Annotated in this window: 18 protein-coding genes and 1 pseudogene; 12 read left to right on the top strand and 7 right to left on the bottom strand. The window is 64.9% G+C overall.

Annotated elements, in window-relative coordinates:
- Window positions 1-19 precede the first annotated feature (19 nt).
- The 8 genes from NG701_RS09730 to NG701_RS09695 are packed head-to-tail and all read left to right on the top strand — an operon-like array spanning window position 20 to window position 7,926.
- Window positions 20-1,345 (top strand): ABC transporter substrate-binding protein, encoded by a 1,326-nt coding sequence (locus NG701_RS09730; protein WP_252566940.1) that lies wholly within the window; start codon window positions 20-22, stop codon window positions 1,343-1,345.
- 12 nt (window positions 1,346-1,357) lie between these two features.
- Window positions 1,358-2,317, top strand: a complete 960-nt coding sequence (locus tag NG701_RS09725; RefSeq protein ID WP_252566938.1) for a carbohydrate ABC transporter permease — start codon at window positions 1,358-1,360, stop codon at window positions 2,315-2,317.
- The gene (locus NG701_RS09720) at window positions 2,317-3,210 is read left to right on the top strand and encodes a carbohydrate ABC transporter permease (RefSeq protein WP_252566937.1); all 894 of its coding nucleotides are present in this window, start codon (window positions 2,317-2,319) and stop codon (window positions 3,208-3,210) included. Before NG701_RS09725 ends, NG701_RS09720 begins: the two co-directional genes overlap by 1 nt.
- A 52-nt stretch (window positions 3,211-3,262) precedes the next feature.
- Window positions 3,263-4,021: a sugar phosphate isomerase/epimerase family protein gene (locus NG701_RS09715; protein WP_252566935.1), complete on the top strand. Its 759-nt coding sequence runs from the start codon at window positions 3,263-3,265 to the stop codon at window positions 4,019-4,021.
- Entirely contained in the window at window positions 4,018-5,139 is a 1,122-nt protein-coding gene (locus NG701_RS09710) for a Gfo/Idh/MocA family protein (RefSeq protein WP_252566933.1), read from the top strand. The genes NG701_RS09715 and NG701_RS09710 overlap by 4 nt, the downstream gene beginning before the upstream one ends.
- 10 nt (window positions 5,140-5,149) lie before the next feature.
- Entirely contained in the window at window positions 5,150-6,367 is a 1,218-nt protein-coding gene (locus NG701_RS09705) for a Gfo/Idh/MocA family protein (RefSeq protein WP_252566931.1), read from the top strand.
- Between the two features lies 1 nt (window position 6,368).
- Complete coding sequence (locus NG701_RS09700; protein WP_252566929.1) at window positions 6,369-7,370, top strand: sugar phosphate isomerase/epimerase family protein; 1,002 nt, start codon at window positions 6,369-6,371, stop codon at window positions 7,368-7,370.
- Window positions 7,371-7,392: 22 nt separating this feature from the next.
- Complete coding sequence (locus NG701_RS09695; RefSeq protein ID WP_252566927.1) at window positions 7,393-7,926, top strand: GNAT family N-acetyltransferase; 534 nt, start codon at window positions 7,393-7,395, stop codon at window positions 7,924-7,926.
- A 22-nt stretch (window positions 7,927-7,948) separates the two neighbouring features.
- On the opposite strand, the pseudogene NG701_RS09690 reads toward NG701_RS09695, so the two are convergent.
- Together NG701_RS09690 and NG701_RS09685 are read right to left on the bottom strand one after the other, a co-directional pair.
- Window positions 7,949-10,094 (bottom strand): annotated as a pseudogene (locus NG701_RS09690) (amylo-alpha-1,6-glucosidase).
- 15 nt (window positions 10,095-10,109) lie between these two features.
- Window positions 10,110-11,228, bottom strand: coding sequence for a glycosyltransferase family 4 protein (locus NG701_RS09685; protein WP_252566923.1), 1,119 nt, complete (start codon window positions 11,226-11,228; stop codon window positions 10,110-10,112).
- 180 nt (window positions 11,229-11,408) lie between these two features.
- On the opposite strand from NG701_RS09685, the gene NG701_RS09680 reads away from it, so the two are divergent.
- On the top strand, window positions 11,409-12,116 hold the full coding sequence (locus NG701_RS09680; RefSeq protein WP_252566921.1) for a DsbA family oxidoreductase: 708 nt from the start codon (window positions 11,409-11,411) through the stop codon (window positions 12,114-12,116).
- 64 nt (window positions 12,117-12,180) lie between these two features.
- Window positions 12,181-12,822 carry a TetR/AcrR family transcriptional regulator gene (locus tag NG701_RS09675; protein ID WP_252566919.1) on the top strand — a complete coding sequence of 214 codons (642 nt, stop codon included), beginning with the start codon at window positions 12,181-12,183 and terminating at the stop codon, window positions 12,820-12,822.
- Window positions 12,823-12,900: 78 nt separating this feature from the next.
- On the opposite strand, the gene NG701_RS09670 is transcribed toward NG701_RS09675, so the two are convergent.
- Window positions 12,901-13,566, bottom strand: a complete 666-nt coding sequence (locus NG701_RS09670) for a LytR C-terminal domain-containing protein (protein ID WP_252566918.1) — start codon at window positions 13,564-13,566, stop codon at window positions 12,901-12,903.
- A complete protein-coding gene (locus tag NG701_RS09665; RefSeq protein WP_058930154.1) occupies window positions 13,559-13,858 on the bottom strand; it encodes a type II toxin-antitoxin system VapB family antitoxin in 300 nt (99 codons plus the stop codon). Before NG701_RS09665 ends, NG701_RS09670 begins: the two co-directional genes overlap by 8 nt.
- Before the next feature lie 150 nt (window positions 13,859-14,008).
- On the opposite strand from NG701_RS09665, the gene NG701_RS09660 reads away from it, so the two are divergent.
- Window positions 14,009-14,938 (top strand): Cof-type HAD-IIB family hydrolase, encoded by a 930-nt coding sequence (locus NG701_RS09660; protein ID WP_252566916.1) that lies wholly within the window; start codon window positions 14,009-14,011, stop codon window positions 14,936-14,938.
- A 282-nt stretch (window positions 14,939-15,220) separates the two neighbouring features.
- The gene (locus NG701_RS09655; protein WP_256471992.1) at window positions 15,221-16,636 is read left to right on the top strand and encodes a stealth family protein; all 1,416 of its coding nucleotides are present in this window, start codon (window positions 15,221-15,223) and stop codon (window positions 16,634-16,636) included.
- A gap of 64 nt (window positions 16,637-16,700) precedes the next feature.
- Here the strand turns inward: NG701_RS09655 and NG701_RS09650 are convergent, their stop codons facing one another.
- From NG701_RS09650 to NG701_RS09640, 3 genes are all read right to left on the bottom strand, one after another.
- Window positions 16,701-17,633, bottom strand: a complete 933-nt coding sequence (locus NG701_RS09650) for a phosphodiesterase (RefSeq protein WP_252566914.1) — start codon at window positions 17,631-17,633, stop codon at window positions 16,701-16,703.
- Window positions 17,634-17,754: 121 nt separating this feature from the next.
- Window positions 17,755-18,309: a glutathione peroxidase gene (locus tag NG701_RS09645; protein ID WP_252566912.1), complete on the bottom strand. Its 555-nt coding sequence runs from the start codon at window positions 18,307-18,309 to the stop codon at window positions 17,755-17,757.
- Window positions 18,310-18,364: 55 nt separating this feature from the next.
- A complete protein-coding gene (locus NG701_RS09640; RefSeq protein WP_252566910.1) occupies window positions 18,365-19,741 on the bottom strand; it encodes a M23 family metallopeptidase in 1,377 nt (458 codons plus the stop codon).
- Window positions 19,742-19,902: the final 161 nt, after the last annotated feature.

Here is a 19,902-nt window from a genome sequence, read left to right as displayed (position 1 = left end):
GGCTCCCGAAAGGAAAACCATGTTCAACAAATCCTCCGCAGCATCTTCCGCACTCTCCCGCCGAGGCTTCCTCGGCCTGACCGCCGCAGCCGCATCGGTTCCGCTCCTGGCAGCCTGTGGCGGCGGCTCCGCATCGCAGGGCGGCGGCGCCAGCGGCGTCATCAAGCTCTGGGACATGCCCTGGGCCACGCCCGCCTATAACGACGCCGCAAAGAAGATCGCGGAAGGCTATGCCCCCGCGTCGGGCAATCTCAAAGCAAGCTATCAGACCATCCAGTGGAACAACTTCTACCAGACGTTCTCCTCGGCCATCGCCTCCAAGACCGGACCAGCGGTGTCCACCGGTGGTGGCTTCCAGGCCTTCCAGTTCGAGAAGCAGGGCCAGATCGCGTACGCGGACAAGGTCATTGACCAGCTCAAGAGCAACGGCCAGTTCGACGACTTCCTGCCGGGCGTCCTCGAACCGTTCAAGTCGGACAAGGGCTACGTGGCCGTTCCGTGGCAGCTGGACATGCGGGTGATGTGGTACCGGAAGTCGCTGTTCGAGCAGGCCGGCGTGGAGGTGCCAAAGGACTGGGCTTCCCTCCTTGAGGCAGGCAAGAAGCTCAAGACCATCGGCGCCTTCGGCTTCGCAACCGGCTCCGGCGCCGGCAACAACATCGGCAACCACTCCATGATCATGATGATGGTCAACAACGGCGGCGGAGTGTTCAGCAAGGACGGCGAACTGGACGTCATGAACGACCGCAACGTCGAAGCCATCGAGTTCCTCCTCGAACTGGTGTCCAACGGAATCATCGACCCGGCGTCGGTGAGCTACACGACCGAAAACCTCAACGCCATGTGGAAGGACAAGAAGGCAGCCTTCGGCCCCTACGTTCTGGGCGTGCCCCAGCGGGTGGGCGACACCTCCGGAGACATTGTGGTGGCCAGCCCCATCGCCGGACCGCACGGCGACAAGGGCGGACTTGTGTTCCCGAACAACATCATGATGTACACGAACACTCCGTCGCAGGAATCCTCCGAAGCCTTCCTGGTCCACTACATGAGCCAGCTGAAGGAACTGTGGAAGCAGAAGCTCATGAACGCCCTGCCGGTCTTCAAATCCATCACCGAACTCCCCGAGTTCTCGAGCGATCCGAACAACGTAAAGATCGTCAAGGAATGGCAGCCCATCGCCAAGACCTTCGCATCCCAGGGAACCGTACTCAACGACAACCTCGCAGTACTCGACGGCGGCCAGGCCCTGAACCAGTTCACCCAGACCGTCCTCACCGGCAAGACCGACGCGAAGTCCGCACTGCAGGCGTTCGAGTCCGGCCTTAAATCCGTCATCAAGAAATAAGCGGCCCTTTCCATGGCACTGACAACAGCAAAATCCGGCCTCAGCCGGGCCCGCCGGGGAATTGCTCCCGGCGGGCCCGGGGGCACCGCAAACCGCAAAAGCAAACTCAGCGCGCAGACCAGCCGGACGTTCTTCTGGCTCCTGCTGCCTTCGATCATCCTGCTCGTGCTCATCCACGGCTACCCCTTGGTTGAGGCAGGCGTGCAGGCCACCCATGACGGCTCGCTGATCGAGACGGGCAACTTCGTCGGCGGCGAGAACTTCGCCAACGTCCTCAGCTCCGACGCCTTCTGGCGTGCAGCCCGATTCACCCTGCTGTTCACCATCGTCGGAGTCTTCGGCTCCTGGCTCGTGGGCCTGGGGCTCGCACTCCTGCTCCGCACGAAGATTCCCGCGGGCAGCACCTTCAAGGTCCTGCTGCTCCTGCCCTGGGTGGTCCCGATCGTGGTGTCCTCCACTGCCTGGAACTGGCTCGTCGCAACGCCCGGCAGCCTGGTTCCCTCCCTGTTCCGGAACCTCGGCCTCGGCACCCCGCTCTTCCTCGCCGACCCCACCCTCGCCGCCGTCACCGTCATGGTGTTCAAAGTATGGATCAGCTTCCCCTTCATGATGATGATGATTTCGGCGGCCTTGGCCTCCGTGGACAGCACCGTCTACGAGGCGGCAAGCATGGACGGCGCCACCCCCTGGCAGCAGTTCAGCCAGATCACTCTGCCACTGATCGCCCGGTCCACATACATCAGCTGGATCCTGATGACCATCTTCTGCGTCAACGATTTCCCCACCATCTATCTGCTCACCGGCGGCGGCCCGGTGGACGCCACCACGTCCCTCGTTGTCCTGGCCTACCGCAGCGTCTTCCAGGACTTCCAGACCGGACCCGGCGTCGCCATCGCTTTCCTCATGACCATGACCCTGGTGGTCGTCTCCGTACTCCTGTACCGCCAGATCCGAAAGTCGAGCGTCGAATAATGAGCGCAGTAGTCCACGCCCATCCCGAGTCCGGCCCTCTCCTCGGCGTCGCCGGCCCAACCAATAACCGCCGCGTCCTCTCTGAGGCCGGCCACACCGGTCAGTGGTGGCGGTTCGTCCTGATCCTGGCCATCACCGTGATTGTCCTCGTGCCCATCATGGTCACGGTGGTGCTCGCCTTCACGCCCGGCCCCACCAGCACCTCCACCGGCTTCACGCTGGAGAACTTTGGCTCGGTCTTCTCAGAAACGCTGGCCTCCACCTGGCTGCAGAACAGCCTCATCACCACCCTCAGCACGGTGGCCGTGTCCGTGGCTGTCGCAGCGCCCGCCGGGTACGTCCTTTCCCGCGGCCGCAGCAAGGCCGTCTCCGGCTACTCGCTGCTGCTGTTTGTTATGCAGTCCCTGCCTATCATCACCTCGGTGGTGCCACTGTTCATCCTGTTCGCAGGGATGGGCCTCGTGGACAACCTGATGGGCCTGACCATCATCTACGTCGGCTCCACCATGACAGTGGCCACCTGGATGATGGCCGCCTACTTCGACTCCATCCCGATGAGCCTGGAAGAAGCCGCCTGGATCGACGGCTGCTCCGTTTTCGGCTCCTTCACCAAGGTAGTGTTGCGGAACTCGCTGCCGGGCATCCTCTCGACGGCGATCTTCGCCTTCCTGCTGGCCTGGAACGACTACCTCGTTGCCATCGTGTTCCTGCGCTCCACCGAGATCTTCACACTGCCCATGGGCGTGCAGTCCTTCTTCCAGCAGAACCAGACGGACTGGACCTCAGTCATGGCCCTCGCCGTGGTCATGATGCTCCCGCCGGTCATCGTCTTCGCCGCGCTGAACAAGTACTTCAGCGTGGGCGGTATCGGCGGATCCCTCGCCGGCCGCTAGCCTCAAAACCAACTTGTCTTCCAGAACCGACAACTCCCGTAAAGGAAACACGATGTCCTACTCGATCCAGCTTTACACCCTGCGCAACGCCATCCAGGAGGATCTGCCCGGCACCATCCGCAAGGTCGCGGAGATCGGCTTCACCCAGGTTGAGCCCTACAACTTCGTGGCCACGGCCAAGGAACTCGGCGCCGCGCTGAAGGAAAACGGCCTCACCGCCCCGTCCGGACACGCACCCCTCCTCAGCCAGGACCAGGACGAAATCTTCGCGGCAGCCAAAGAACTGGGCATCACCACCGTGATCGACCCCTACCTTCCAGCCGAGCACTGGCAGTCCGCCGAGGACATCCAGGCCACCGCAGCCAAACTCAATGCAGCGGCCAAGAAGGGTGCCGAGCACGGCATCCGCGTGGGTTACCACAACCACGCGTGGGAACTTGAATCAACCATCGAGGGCCGCACGGCGCTGGAGTACTTCGCGGACCTCCTGGACCCCGAACTGGTCCTCGAAGTGGACACCTACTGGGTTGCCGTGGGCGGCCAGGACCCGGTGGACATCCTCACCAAGCTGGGCAGCCGGGTCAAGCTGATCCACATCAAGGACGGCCCGCTGAACACGGACACCAAGGCCCAGCAGCCCGCGGGCAAGGGCAACGTCCCGGTTCTGGACGTCATCGCCGCAGCAAAATCCCTGGAAGTGGGCGTGGTGGAGTTCGACGACTACGCAGGCGACATCTTCGAAGGCATCGCGGAGAGCCTCGCCTACCTTAATGCCGCACAGGGCACCGGCACAGCCGGAGCACGCGCATGAGCCACGCAGCATCGACCCGCCGCGGCCCGGTGGGAGTTGCCGTCATCGGCGCCGGGAACATCAGCAAGCAGTACCTGGACAACCTCACCGTCTTCCCGGACCTCAAAGTCCATGTGATCGCGGACCTCTTTGAGGAAGCCGCCGAAGCCCGCGCCAAGGAATACGGCATCGCGGAGTGGGGCGGCGTGGACGCGGCACTGAACCACCCCGACGTCGAAATCATCGTCAACCTCACCATCCCCGCAGCGCACGTGGAGGTGGCCACCGCCGCCGTCAATGCCGGCAAACATGTCTGGACGGAGAAGCCCTTCTCCCTGGACCGCGCCTCAGGGCTCGGCCTGCTCAAAACCGCGGACGCCGCCGGCATCCGCCTCGGCTGCGCCCCGGACACGTTCCTGGGCGCCGGGCTGCAGACCGCTTTGCGGCTCATCGAACGCGGCGACATCGGCACGCCATTGACCGCCATGACCACGTTCCAGACTCCCGGTCCGGAATCCTGGCACCCCAACCCGGCTTTCCTTTTCCAGCACGGCGCGGGCCCGCTCTTCGACATGGGCCCGTACTACCTCACCACCTTGATCCAGGCGTTCGGCTCCATCCGCAAGGTGGCCGCCGTCGGCTCCAAGGCCAAGGAAGTCCGGGTCATTGGTTCAGGGCCCAAGGCCGGCGAGGAGTTCACCGTCGAGGTGCCCACGCATGTGTCGGCCATGGCGCAGTTCGAGAGCGGCGCGTCCTCGCACAGCGTCTTCTCCTTCGAATCCCCCCGTGTGCGGATGGGCTTCGTGGAAATCACTGGCACGGAAGCCACGCTGTCCCTGCCGGACCCCAACTATTTCGACGGCGACATCCGCCTGTGGCGTGCCGGTGACGAGGACTGGACCACCGTCCCGGCCACGGGACCCGCCAACGGCCGTGGCATGGGCGTCCTGGACATGGCGCGCTCCATCCGCGCCGGGGTGCCACACCGCGCCACGGGCGACCTGGCCTACCACGTCCTGGACTCCATGGTCTCAATCACCGAATCCATGGAATCCGGAACTTTCGTGGACGTCGAAAGCTCTGCTCCGGCATCCCCAGCCCTCCCTGAGGACTGGGCGCCGGAAACCGCTACCCTCTAGGAGACCCACCATGACCTCACACGAACCAGCGAACAATCCGCGCCCGGAGCTCAAAAAACTGGGTGTGGCGATGATCGGTTATGCGTTCATGGGCAAAGCCCACTCGAACGCGTGGCGGAACGTCGCCAGCTACTTCGATGTCCCGGCGTTTGAGCAGAAGGTCCTGGTGGGCCGGGACGCCGCCGGGGTTGCCGAGGCCGCCGGGAAGTACGGCTGGGCTGAAACGTCCACCGACTGGCGGACGGTCATCGAACGCGATGACATCGACATCGTTGACATTTGCGCCCCGGGCTGGCTGCACGCCGAGATCGCAATCGCCGCCCTCGAGGCGGGCAAGCACGTGCTTCTGGAGAAGCCGCTGGCCAACACCCTGGCTGAGGCCGAGGCCATGACGGCAGCGGCGCAGACTGCCCGGGCAGCAGGAGTGCAGTCCATGGTGGGGTTCAACTACCGGCGCGTCCCGGCCCTGGCCCTCGCGAAGGAGCTGATTGCGGAGGGCAGGCTGGGGACCGTCCGGCACGTCCGTGCCGCCTACTTCCAGGACTGGCTCGCTGATGACAGTGCACCCATGACGTGGCGGCTCAAAAAGGAGACCGCGGGCTCAGGGGCGCTCGGGGACATCGCCTCCCACGCGATCGACCAGGTGCTGTTCCTGCTCGGGGACCAGGTCACCGACGTGTCCGGCCGGACCCACACGTTCACCACGCAGCGTCCCGGAGCTGCCGGACTGGAGGACGTGACGGTCGACGATGCCGCTTGGGCAACACTGTCCCTCTCCTCCGGAGCAATCGCCTCCGTGGAGGTCTCCCGGGTAGCCACCGGCCGGAAGAACTCGCTGAAACTGGAGATCTACGGGGAAAAAGGCGCCATTCTTTTCGATCTGGAGAACCTGAACGAACTGGGATTCCTGGACGCCACCGGGCCCGCCCGCGAGCAGGGCTTCCGCCGGATCCTGGTCAATGAACCAGAGCATCCGTACCTTGCAGCATGGTGGCCGCAGGGCCACATCATCGGCTGGGAGCACACGTTCACGCACGAGGTCCGCGATTTCCTGTTGGCGGTCGACGCTGGGACCGAACCCTTGCCGTCGTTCGAGGACGGCCTCACCGTCCAGCGGATCCTGAACGCCATTGAAGAATCCGCCGCCGCGAAAAGTTCCATCATCCAACTGGCCGGCGCCCCGGCCGGCACGCCGACAGCCCTGACCGCTACTTCTGAAGGAGCCTGACATGCCCCGCCCCTATACCCTGTTCACCGGCCAGTGGGCCGACCTCCCCTTCGAGGAAGTCGCCCGCCTGGCCTCCGGCTGGGGCTATGACGGCCTCGAAATCGCCGTCTCCGGGGACCACCTGGACGCCTGGCGCTGGGACGAACCCGGTTATGTCGAGTCCAAGCTCGCCGTCCTGGACAAGTACAACCTCAAGGTCTGGGCCATCTCCAACCACCTCAAGGGCCAGGCCGTGTGTGATGACCCCATCGACTTCCGCCACGAAGCGATCGTGGGCGCGAAAGTCTGGGGCGACGGAGATCCCGAGGGCGTCCGCACCCGCGCCGCCGAGGAGATGAAACACACCGCCCGGCTGGCCAAGGCACTCGGCGTGGACACCGTCGTCGGATTTACCGGCTCCTCGATCTGGCAGTACGTGGCCATGTTCCCGCCCGTCCCCGCCGCCGTGATCGAGGCCGGGTACCAGGACTTCGCCGACCGCTGGAACCCCATCCTGGACGTCTTCGACGAATGCGGCGTCCGGTTCGCCCACGAAGTCCACCCTTCCGAAATCGCCTACGACTACTGGACCACCGTCCGCACCCTCGAAGCGATCGGCCACCGGCCCGCGTTCGGCCTGAACTGGGACCCCTCCCACTTCATGTGGCAGGGCATCGACCCCGTCTCGTTCATCTGGGACTTCAAGGACCGGATCTACCACGTCGACTGCAAGGACACGAAGCTCCGCCCCACCGGCCGGAACACCGTCATGGGCTCCCACCTGCCGTGGGGCGACCCTCGCCGGGGCTGGGACTTCGTCTCCGCTGGCCGCGGCGACGTGCCCTGGGAATCGTCCTTCCGCGCCCTGACCGCCATCGGCTACAACGGCCCCATCAGCATCGAATGGGAAGACGCCGGCATGGACCGCCTGCACGGCGCCCCAGAAGCCCTCGCAGCGCTGAAGAAGTTCGACTTCCCCGCCTCCCAGACCAGCTTCGACGCCGCTTTCAGCACGAAGCCCTAGGAAGCGCACGTAGAATCCCGGCATGACCCACACGATTCGAAAGGCAACAACGGACGACGGCGGCCCGCTCGCCGAACTGGCGGCCGTCACCTTCCCGCTGGCGTGCCCGCCGTCGTCGTCACCGGAGGACATTGCCGCGCACGTGGCCAACACGCTCAGCGAACGGCACTTCGGGGAGTATCTGGCGGATCCTGATGTCACAGTCCTGGTCATCGACGCCGACGGCGGGCTCCGCGGCTACAGCCTGCTCGTCAACCGGCCAGCGAAGGATCCGGATGTCGCGTCGGCGCTGAAGGTCCTGCCCTCCATGGAGCTCAGCAAATGCTACGTCCACCCCGACCACCACGGCCTGGGCGCGGCCGCCGGACTGATGCACGCCAGCCTCCATGCAGCGGCAGAAGCGGGCGCGGCCGGGGTGTGGCTTGGTGTCAACAGCCAGAACGCGCGGGCCATCCGTTTCTACGAAAAGTCCGGCTTCCACAAGGTGGGCAGCAAGTCCTTCCGGCTGGGGACCACCGTGGAGCACGACTTCGTCCTTGAGCGGGCCCTGCCCTAAGCGCTCCCCGAGAAACCTGCCGCTAGTCGCCGGCCCGTCCGCCCAGGCGCTCGTCGAGGGGCGGACGCGGTTCCTTCAGCAGCCAGCCGCACTGGGAGGCCGTCGATGCGGCCCTCCCTCCCGCGCGCGCTGATGGCCACACGCGAAGTCCCCAGCAGGACGTTCTCGGCCCTGAAGTCCCCGATTTCGGATGGGAGAATCGGTGCCAGATGCACCACGTTGCGGGTAAAGTCCGGGTCGAATCGCAGCAGGATCCGTGCAAGCTGGATGGGAGCTGCAGCGGCCCAGGCCTGGGGCGAGCATGCCGTGGGATAAGGCACGGGACCATGGAATTCAGACCGGTCGAACCCGCAGAACAGCTCCGGCAGCCGGCCGTCGAAGTGTTCGGCGGCGTCCAGGATCCCGCTGGCGATCTTCATGGCCTCGTCAACGAATCCATAGCGCATCAGCCCTGTAGCCACGAGCGCCGTATCGTGCGGCCACACCGATCCGTTGTGATAGCTGACAGGGTTGTAGGCGCCCATGTCCGAAGCCAGGGTCCGGATCCCCCAGCCGGTGAACAGTTCGGGGGACATCAGGCGCTCCGCCACTGAAGGAGCCTTTTCCTCGTCCACGATGCCCACCCACAGGCAGTGGCCCATATTGGATGTGCATGCGTCAACCGGAGTCTTGTCCTTGTCCAGCGCGATCGCGAAGTAACCCCTGTCCGGCAGCCAGAACTTCTCGTTGAAGGCTTCCTTCAGGGCGATTGCCCGCTCGGCCCAGTGGTGCTCTGTCTCAGCATCCCTGGCCCAGCGCGCCAGCAGGGATCGGCCCACATAGGCGGAGTAGACGTAGCCCTGGACCTCGCACAGGGCAGTGGGTGGTTCGGCCATCCGCCCGTCGGCAAAGTTGATCCCGTCCCAGGAGTCCTTCCAGCCCTGGTTAAGGAGACCGTGCGGGTTGGGGCGAAGGTATTCCACAAAGCCGTCGCCGTCACGGTCGCCGTATTTTTCAATCCAGTCGAGGGCCCGGTCGGCGTGGGGAATCAGCGAATCGATGATGTCCTCGGACAGTCCCCAGCGGCTCAGTTCGCCCAGGAGACTGACAAAGAGCGGGGTGGCATCCGCTGTGCCGTAGTACGCGGTTCCGCCCAGCGACAGCCCCGCAGTCACGCCCAGCCGCACCTCGTGCGGGAGGCGGCCCGGCTCTTCCTCGGAGTCTGGGTCCACTTTCGAACCCTGGAGGGTTGCCAGCGTCTGGAGGGTTCCGGCCGCCAACGTGGGGTCAACCAGCAAGGACATGTAGGAGGACAGGAGCGAATCCCGGCCAAACAGTGCCATGAACCAGGGCGCCCCCGCAGCCACCGCCGCGCGGTCCGGGTGCTCGGCGTCGAAAATCCGCAAGGAGCCCAAATCGCTTTGGCTCCGGCGCAGGGTTGCCTCGATATTGCCGTTCGCGACGCTGATGCGGGGAATATGTTCTTCCCACGCCAAGTGCCGCTGCACGCCTACGCGGCCGCGCGGTTGCCCTTCTTCCGTGAACGGCGCCGCGGGTCCCACACCGTTGATGAGCGGGACCACTATGACGCTGGTTGACCACTCGCCACGCGCCGGAATGATTGCGTGGAAGCGAAGCATCTCGGTGGAGATTTCGGCGCCGGCTGCGCGGATGGCGGAGCCGCGCCTCTGACCGTTACGGAGGGCCTCGATCAGCAGCCCGCCGTCGCTGACAGTTCGGCTCACCCGCGCGCCCTGCGGAGTCCGCCCGCCCTTGACGTCGAAAAGGTCGGCCTGATCGGCGTCAACCAACAGTTCGATATCGCAGTCCACGGCTTCCGCTGAGTAGTTTTCCAGTGTGATGTCGTCCTGCAGCCCGGGTCCGATATGACGGACCTGGCGGACTACCAGTGGACTGTCGAACCTGCCGCCGGGCCACTGGGCGCGGCCCACGAACGTGGCCTCGTAGGTGTTCGGCCGTTGCGCCACCAGCGGCTCACGGATCGCGCCGTTGACCCGCAGGATCCACCGGGACACAATCCGGGTGTCCTGGTAGAACGCGCCATTCGTTTCACCGTCGGCACTGATGTCGCCGCTCCGGGAAGAGATACAGAAGGAAGACCCTTCCACCACCGTTATGGCCTCAGCACCGCCAACATCAGCCTCAGTGTCGGCATTCCATGCAGTCATGGATGCGCTCCTCCCTCATGAACGCCTGCTAGAGACCGGGCCCGGTTCCAACGCCCCGATATCTGCTCTCCCTACTTGATTCTGGCCCACATGGGAAGCATCCGGAACCCCGGGAAACCGACTCGTTTCCAACAGTTTTGTATAGAGGTCCAGGTGGTTGCCCACCATCCTTTCGGTGCTGAACAGCTTGAGGGCCCGGTCCCGGCAATGCGCCCTGTCCAGCTGTGCCGCAAGGGGCAGGAAGGTGTGCAGGCTGTCCGTGGGCCCAAGGTAGCCCGTCTTTCCATGGTCCACAATCTCCGGTGCGGATCCGATCGGAGTTCCCACCACCGGAGTGCCGGTTGAAAGGGATTCAATCATCACCAGCCCAAACGGCTCGGACCATTGGATGGGGTTCAGGAACGCCATCGCCTCACCCATGAGCTGAAACTTGTCGGTGTCCCCCAGCTCGCCCAGGAAATCCTCATTGGAGCCCAGGAGCGGCTCAATGACGGAGCGGAAGTACGCGATCTCGTCCGGCTCGCGCATCTTGGCCGCGATCCGCAGCCGAATGCCGGCCCTGCGCGCGATGTGGATGGCTTCGAGAACGCCTTTATCCGGGCAAATCCTGCCGACAAAGCAGACGTACCCGCCTGCGCCGGAACCGACCGGGACGGCAGAGACGTCCATTCCGTGATGGATCACGCGGGTGATCGGAACATCCGGCACACGGGAAGCCTGGTCACGTGAGATTCCGATGATGGCTGTGTCGGCAGCCATCGCGCGGTACAAATCGGCCGACGCCGGGGTGAGGGGGCCGTGAATGGTGGTCACCACGGGGGCGCGGGACCTTCGCCGGGCCACCAGCGGCCCAGCCAGCGTGTGGTCGTGGATTATGTCCACGTCCCCCAGGCCTTCATAAGCCCTGATGACATGGCTGAGCTCTGAAAGTGTGAACCCCAATGCAGCCGGCTCGGATGGCCGCATCCCCGGCACCAGCGGCGCCGGACACGTGCTGTCCGACGCTGCAGCCAACAACACCTCGTGCCCTGCGGCGATGAGTCCCCGGGCCAGGGAGTCAACAACCCGTTCGACGCCCCCATACCCGGCCGGGGGAACCGGAATCCATGGTGCCGCGACAAGTCCTATCCGCATACTGTGCCTCCGGGAGGATCGCAGTCCGAGTCCCCCGACCGACTGATGTGTTCAGAATGGCCTCTGCTTAACCGTTGCTTCGACTATCGCCCCGCGCGGGGAGCCATTTCAAGGCCCAATGTGACAAATCCGACACGGCCCGCGGGGAATGGGTGTCTGACCTGCACAGTTGTGGCAAGCATGAAGATTGAGATCTGGTCAGACGTCGCGTGTCCGTGGTGCTACATCGGCAAGCGCCGCTTCGAGGCCGCCCTGGCCGAGTTCCCGCACCGCGACGCTGTGGAGGTGAAGTGGTGCAGCTACCAGCTGGACCCCACCCTCCCGGAGCACTACCACGGCACGGAGCTGGAGTACCTGAGCACGCGCAAGGGCATGGCCCCGGCGCAGGTCTCGCAGATGTTTGACCACGTCACCGCACAAGCCAAGGGCGAGGGCTTGGACTACCGGTTCGACCAGGTGGTAGTGGCCAACAGCTTCACCGCCCACCGCCTGATCCACCTCGCGGCCGAGCACGGTCAGCAGGATGCCGCCAAGGAACGCCTGCTGAGCGACCACTTCGAGCACGGCAAGGACATCGGCAGCGCCGAATACCTCACGACTCTGGGCCAGGAGCTGGGCCTCAACCCCGATGCAGTCGCCGAACTCTTCACCACGGACAAATACGCCGACGACGTCCGCTTCGATTTCGAGGAAGCCCGCGCCCTGGGCATCACGGGTGTCCCATTCTTCGTGATTGACCGAAAGTTCGGCCTCTCTGGTGCCCAGCCTGCCGCAACGTTCACGGCGGCGCTCAACCAGGCCTGGCAGGAGACGAACCCGCTGGTTCTGGTTAACGCCGCGGACGGCAACGACGGCGAGGCCTGCGGCCCGGACGGCTGCGCGGTCTGAACGATCCGGGGCAACACACGGACCCAACTCCGGGTTTACTGACACATCGCGATAAAGTGTCTGCATGCCCAGGATTTCGGCGGCCAACAACGCCGCGCAACGCGCCGAGACGCAACGCCGGGTCCTGACAGCGTTCGGGGAACTCCTGTTCACCCACGGCCTGCCCGGACTGACCATGACAGACGTCGCCCGGCATGCCGGGGTGGGGCGCACCGCGGTCTACAACTACTACGCGGATATCGAAGAACTGCTGATCTCTTACGCCCTGGACGAGACCGAGCGATTCCTCGCCGAACTCCGCGAGTCACTGAGCACGCTCGAGAACCCCGTCGAACGGCTGGCCCTCTACGTGCGCACCCAGGTGGAGGACCTCAGCCGCCGCCACCTCCCGCCCGGACCGGCGATGGCGGCGGTGCTGTCGCCGTCGTCCTTTGCGAAACTGGCCGACCACGTGGGTGAACTCAGCGTCCTGCTGCAGGGCATCCTCCGGGACGGCATGGCGCAGGGGTACCTGCCGCGGGCGGACATTGGCCAGCAGGCGCAGCTCATCCACGGCACACTCTCCTCCAGCGCGGCACGCGGCAGCAACGAGCCCGCGGAACTTGAGGCCCGGGTCACCCGCACCGTGCGGTTCATCCAACTGGGCGCCGGAGCAAGGTTCGACGACAACGGCGCACCCCTGCGGGTCAGCCTCCCCTTGCCGTAAACCCCTGCGTTGCTCTATCACTTCCGGTCGTCATCCGGCTGCTTTAACGACCAGACGTGATAGAGCAACGGCAAATGGTCAGGGGCCGGCCGTCGGAATAACCGGCCACTTGGCATCGTCAGCGATCCGGCGGCTTTCACGCGGGCAGCTGAGCTTCCCTGGCGTCTGGTCCACACGGTCCGCGGCGGCCAGCTCTTTGTAATCGCTGGAAAGGATCACGTCTACGCTGGCGTCCGTCCGGCCATCCTGGAAGTAGTCGGAGCCCGGCAGGTTCCGCTGGACGCTGAAGGCCGCAGACTGACCGGCAGCCCCGGAAACCACTGCGGCCACGCCGCGGAAGCCGGCCTCCGTGTTGGCCACGGCCCCCACCACAAACTTCCGGACCAGCAACTCATCCGCCACGGAGCGAGCCAGCCCGGGACGGCTGGTGGAGTTGTAGACGTTGAGGTTGATTTTGTCGTTGGGCGTGTAGTCAAAGGTGGCCCCGGGACAGGTGGCCCGGGGCTCATCGCTGCCCGGCGTCGTCGGAAGCTTCAGGTGCCCGCTCATGATGGCCAGCGCAACGATGATGGCGCCGGCAATGAGGCCCAGCAGCAAAACCAGGACCACGCCATGCACCACGCGCCGGCGCAACCGCACCGGATTGTCGGGGTCGCCGGCAGCCTCAAACGTGGCCCGCAGTTCAGGGCCGGTGACAACGTGGTGGCCGTGCAGGACGCTGGCGTCCCTGGGTTTCCTAGCCATCTATGACCAGCACGCGGGCGTGGATGGCGGTCCGCTGGTGCAGCGCTGTCCGGACGGCGCGGTGCAGGCCGTCCTCCAGGTACAGGGTTCCCTGGTACTGCACCACGTGGGGGAAGAGGTCACCGAAAAAGGTGGAGTCTTCGGCCAGGAGCGCTTCGAGGTCCAGCGTCCGTTTGGTGGTCACCAGTTCGTCCAGGCGGACAGGGCGCGGCGGCAGCGACGCCCACTGTTTGGGCGTGTTGAAACCATGGTCGGGATACGGGCGTCCCTCGCCCACAGCTTTGAAGATCACCATGCCACCCTAGGCAGCTTGGCGGCCCAAGAGAAGTGTCCGGCCCGCAGCAGCCCAAGGTTGTAGCCAAACAGTGACCATGTGTCGCATGCCGCGGACTTTGCCCCGCCCGGCGCAGGATCGGAGTCTCCTGGCTGACACAATGGAGCCATGACTGCACCCGAATTCCCTGCCAGCACCACGCCCGGCGTCCGCCTGCCGTCCACCCCGCCGCTCGCCCTCCTGCTCGACGTCGACGGACCCGTGGCCAGCCCCGTGACCCGCGACGTGAAACCGGGCATCATTGCCGATCTTGTGGCGCTGGCCACCGCCGGGATCCCGGTCGTTTTCAATACCGGCCGCTCCGATGCGTTCATCCGGGAGCAGGTCATGGTGCCGATGATCGCCGCCGGTATTCCCGCAGGGACGGTCATCCACGCCATTTGCGAAAAGGGTGCCGTGTGGTTCAGTTACACCGCTGCCGGGCCCGGCCCCATCCACGTTGATCACGAACTTGCTGTACCCAAGGCCTACGGCGATGACGTCCGCAGGCTCGTGGCCGAGGACTACTCCAGGCACATGTTTTTTGACGAGACGAAACGCGCCATGGTGTCCGTTGAGCAGCACATCGAGGTGCCTTCCGCCGATTACCTGGCCGAACAGCAGCTTTTCGACTCCGACGCCATGGACCTGATGGCCCGCCACGGCATGGGCGTGGTCCGATTGGAGCACCACGCACCGAATTCCGACGACGAGGTGGACTACCGCGTCGATCCCACCATCATTTCCACCGATATTGAGTCGGTGCGGCTGGGCAAGGACCTCGGCGCCAGCCGCGCGGTGGAGTTGCTGGCGGCGCAGGGCATCACGCCGCAGGCGTGGCGGACCGTGGGGGATTCCCGCACGGACTACGCCATGGCGGACTGGCTGCACCACAATGACCATCCCGTGAAGCACGTTGATGTCCGCCCGGCGGACGGCGTTCCGGTCAAACCTTATGACGTGTTGACGGCCACCGATCTGGGGCTTGGGGAAGATGTCATTCACGACGACGCCGGCGGAGCTTTCCTGCGCAGCTGGCGGGAGGCAATGGTCAGCTGAGCCCGTCCCCGGCCGGCAGCGCCCGTTTGGGGGCCGCCGTTTTGGGGGCCGCGCTATTATTCAGGTAAGAACGCTTACCACTTACCCGCGACGGAGACAACCATTACAGAAGCACCTGTCCAGGACGAGATCTACTACGGCGGCCAGGCGTCCGTAGAACCGCGCACCCACGCCGAGGTGACATCTCCGGCGGCTGAGGCGCGACTCAAACACCGGCCTGACGTCGTCCGGCACAAGGGCAGGTATGCCCTGATCAACCACAACCGGACGCCGTACCAGGCCATGGTTGAGGACCTGTTGTTCCTGCGTGGTGTCCTCGCGGGCGAAGGCCTGGACTACCTGCTGGTCCGGGGCAACAACGACCGTCCGGTCATCGCCCTGGACTGGAAGGACCGCAAGAAGCTGCGGGCAGCCTTGGTGGAGGCCTGCCGCAACGAGCCCGTCTACTCCATGACCGTGGACGCGAAAAAGAAGTCCTCCGTGCTGGTGGCCGACGGGGATCTCTCCCCCAACCGCCAGGCCCGCATCTTCCGGCTCTACCGTCCACGGGTTGAGCCCGACGGCGGTTTCGAGTTCGGTTCCTCCGCTGGCGTCCAGATTGAGCTCTGGAGCTTTGAGGGCGATCAGCTGATCCTCCCGATCGAAAACTCCCTGACCCGCCGCACCATGCAGTCCCAGGACGCTGTCCGCGGCACGGTTGAACGGTACGGTCACACCTGGCCCACCATCGAGAACATGTTCGCCGACCATGCCAGCGACATCAGCTTCGACATCGATCTGGTCTTCTCCTGGGTGGACGGCAGCTCGCCCGATTACATCGCGGCCCGCCGCGCCCAGCAGAAAGGAGTGGTTCTCGGCGAAGGCGACGACAACGAAGCCCGCTTCCGGCAGATCAACGAACTCAAATACGCCCTGCGCTCGGTGTACATGTTCGCGCCCTGGATCCGCCGCATCTTTATCGCCACGGACTCCCCCGCCCCGGAGTGGCTCGCCGAGCACCCGTCGGTGACCATCGTCCGCAGCGAGGAATTTTTCGCCGATCCCACAGTGCTGCCCACGCACAACTCGCAGGCCGTGGAATGCCAGCTCCACCACATCGAGGGTCTCTCCGAGCACTTCCTTTACTCGAACGACGATATGTTCTTCGGCCGGCCCGTGGGCCCGGACATGTTCTTCACTCCGGGTGGCGTCACCAAGTTCATCGAGGCCGAGACCCGGATCGGGCTGGGCGACAACGATGCCGAGCGCAGTGGCTTCGAGAACGCGGCCCGCGTTAACCGGAAGCTGCTCTGGAACCGTTTCGGGCGGATCACCACGCGGCACCTTGAGCACACCGCCGCCCCGCTGCGGCGCAGCGTTGTGGCCAAGATGGAGCGTGAGTTCCCGGAGGAGTTCCAGAAGACGGCCGGCAGCAGGTTCCGCGGCGCCGACAACATCTCAGTCACCAATTCCTTCTACCACTACTACGCCCTGCTCACAGGCCGTGCAGTCACGCAGACCGCGGCCAAGGTGCGTTACGTGGACACCACCGCCCGCGCGGGGCTGAACTACCTGCCCAAGCTGCTGGCGAAGCGGAACATGGACTTCTTCTGCCTCAACGACGGCAGCTTCCCCGAGGTCCCCGCGGACGAGCGCGCCGAGATCGTGACCGATTTCCTGGAGAAGTACTACCCCATCAAGGCGCCCTGGGAGCTCTGACGTCCACAGCCCCCAACGTTGGAGTAGCCGACGCTGGGGGCTCCGGCCCGCCCGCCGAGCAAGGCTAGATAGCGTAGTACGGAACGGCTACCTTCCTGGTGCCTCCTGCTTTCGCGCTGTCAGGGATGCTGACGCCCGCGGCGGCCAGTCGCTCGGCAGTCATGTCCGACGTGACATGCTCGCCTACTGTGGCCGCGTTCCCCAGCGGAACCACGGAGTGGACAATGGTGTGCTCGTAGACGTGCACCAAGTTGAAGGCCTGCCCGCCGTCCCGGCCGCGGGTACCGCCGACGGCGACGTTGAGGTCCTGGGTGTAGCACGTCGCCGAGGCGACGGAGACAGGAATCCCCGCAAAGGTGGCGGTGGTCGAGTAGTGCAGATGCCCGGCAAGAATGGTTCGGACGTCGGAGTTGCGGACCACGGAGGCCAGGCTTGCCTGGTCCCGCAGTTCCACGAGCACGGCAAGGTCCAGGACCGACGGGACCGGCGGATGGTGCAGCGCCAGGATGGTGCCGTCGGGGGCCGGGGTGTCCAGCTGGCGGGTGAGCCACCCCAACTGTGACGGGCTCAGCTCGCCGTGGTGGTACCCCGGGACCGAGGTGTCCATGGTGATGATGCGCAGGCCATTGATGAAGTAGCTTCGGTCCACTGGTGCATCGCTCGCCGGCTCGTCCAGCAGCCCTGTCCGGAAGTTGGCGCGGTTGTCGTGGTTGCCCATCGCCCAGATGACTTGGGCGCCCATGTCTTCGCAGGCGGGATCAACAATTGCCCGGAGCTTTGCGTAGGCTTGAGGATCACCCTTGTCGGCCAGGTCCCCCGTAAAGATCACGGCCTCGGGCCGGGCGCCGGAAGCCCTGACCTCTTCGAAAAGCTGAATGAGCTTGGCTTCGCTGTCAACTGCGCCGTAAAGGGGATCCGGACCTCCCAACAGGTGGGGGTCGCTCAGGTGGAGAAGGAAGTGGCGTGGCCGGGGGTGTTCGGCCTCGATGTGCTTCATTGCTGCCTCTGTGGTTGGTGGGAAACGGCGTTTCCCTTCTACCCTTCAGTAACTATTATCCAATCAGACAATTGGCAAACTGTGGGTAAATTGTTGCGGCCAAGTTGGAAAAACTAAAGAATTAAGCCCTGGAAAGTTCGGTTGTGGCCGCCGGGCCGTCAAATTCTGCCAGTGCCATTTCTATGGCATCGATGACCTCGGCGGAGTCCGGTTCGACGGTGGGCGCGAAGCGTGCCACCACTTCGCCCTCGCGGCTGACCAGGAACTTCTCAAAGTTCCATTTCACCAGGCCGGGCAGCACACTGGTTTTGAACCTGGTCAGCTCGGCATAGAGCGGATGCTGGTCCTTGCCACGCACGTTGGCCTTGGCTGTCAGCGGGAAAGTGACACCGAAATTCCGCTCGCAGAACTCGGCGATCTCGCTGTCGTTGCCTGGCTCCTGGCCGGCGAATTGGTTGCACGGGACCCCGAGGACGTCGAAGCCGCGGTCCCGGAACTTCTCGTAGAGCGTCTCCAGGCCCGCGTACTGCGGAGTGAACCCGCACTTTGACGCCACGTTCACCACCATCACCACGTTGCCCTTGAACCGGCCAAAATCGGTTTCGGTGCCGTCGTTGAGAGTGAGGGGAATGGTGTACAGGTCTGTCACAGCGCCGTCCTTTGAAAGGTTGGTCATGCAGGTGATTCGTTGCCAACCATCAAGGGTACGCGTGCAGTCTGGGAGTTTCCCGTCAGGGTCCCGCCGGCTCGGACCATGCTGCGGTGTCGGTAGGTGTGGCGGTGGTTGTAGCTGTCGCAGTAGACGAGGGCGAGGCTGTTTCGGCTGAGGACCCGCTACTCGTTGTTGCTGTTGGCTCCACCGCTGGCGCCGGCGTCGGCGTCAGGCGCGAGGTAGGACTGAACGGCCACGACCTGGAGACAGTGGGCGTCGGAGACGGCGACGCGCTCGTCGTCGGCGCAGGCGAAGTGCCCGTGGGGGTAGGTGAGGTTCCCGTGGGGGTGGGTGACGTCGTCGTCGGCGTGACGCTTGAGGTTCCCGTCGGCGTCGGCGTCCGCGTTGCCCGGGGCGTGGAAGGTGTTGGGGAGGGCGATGCCGTCGAAGTGGCTGTTTCCGTCGTGGTTTCTGTCGCAGTTTCCGTTGCAGTGGGGTCCGGCGACGCGGATTCAGACGACGTAGCGTCCGACGAGGGCTCTTCCGTGGGGGCCTCGTCCTGCGGTTCCGACGTGGTCACCGGCCGTTCCACTGGCGGCGCCTCGGACAGTTCCTCTACGCCGCCCAGGACCGTGTGGCTGTTGTCCTCGGCGACCGGGATGGCCCAGCGTTGCGCGCCGTCATCTGCGGGCTGGGCGTCATAGCTGACCATGGCTATGTCCTCGAGCTCGTCCAACTGACGAATGCGGAGGAGTGTCCAGTTCAGCGGGCTGGTGTGCTTGCCGTGGAGGATGGTTTCGAAATGCAGATGGCAGCCCGTGGACCACCCCGTGGTGCCAACCCGGGCGATGACCTGGCCCACCTGCACGGAATCCCCCGTCCGGACCGCGACAGCCTCCAAGTGGTTGTACGTGGTGATCAGCCCGTTGCCATGGTCTATTTCCACGCGGTTCCCGCCGCCCCAGGGGTGCCAGCCGGCGGCCCGGACCACGCCGGCGTCGGCCGAATATACCCTGGTGCCGCAGCCTGCAGCGAAGTCCTGGCCCAAGTGGAAATCGCCGCCCGCACCCGTGATCGGGCTGACCCGGAACCCGAAAGGAGAGCTTGAGGTGAGGAATTCGAGGGGCGCCATGAGGGAGCCCTCCGGCGGGCGCGTGAGCCCGGCCGCGGCCACATTCAGCGGTGCACTCCCGCCCTTGGCGATGGTCCTGACCAGCGTGCGGTTGAACGGAACCAAGGCCCGGCTGTCCGTCAGGAAAGCACCGGCCAGCCCAGGCAGGCCAACATGTCCGGCACCGCCCGTCGCTCCCGGGCCGGGCTCAACGGTGGTTGTTCCAGGGAGGCCGACGGCGAAGAGTGACGCGGCAACAACGGCACTGGCGGCCAGCACGCGCACAGCCACGGCGCAGCCGCCCGCAGGCTCCTTTGCCCGGCCGGATCCCCAATGATTGCCCACTCGCTACTCCCGGATTGGCCCGCCAGACCCCGGATCCAGGCGGACGTACCATTTCATGGGACCACAAAGGTCCGGGCCTGTGAACCCCCGCGCCGGTACGACTGCGGACAATATGTGGATCCGACGTCAAAAACGAAACCCGCCGGGCTCTGGGCGAGAAT

The organism is Pseudarthrobacter cellobiosi (assembly GCF_023913815.1).
Lineage (GTDB): Bacteria > Actinomycetota > Actinomycetes > Actinomycetales > Micrococcaceae > Arthrobacter > Arthrobacter cellobiosi.
Note: the sequence above shows the minus strand (reverse complement) of the source record. Positions and strands in the feature narration are given on the sequence as shown.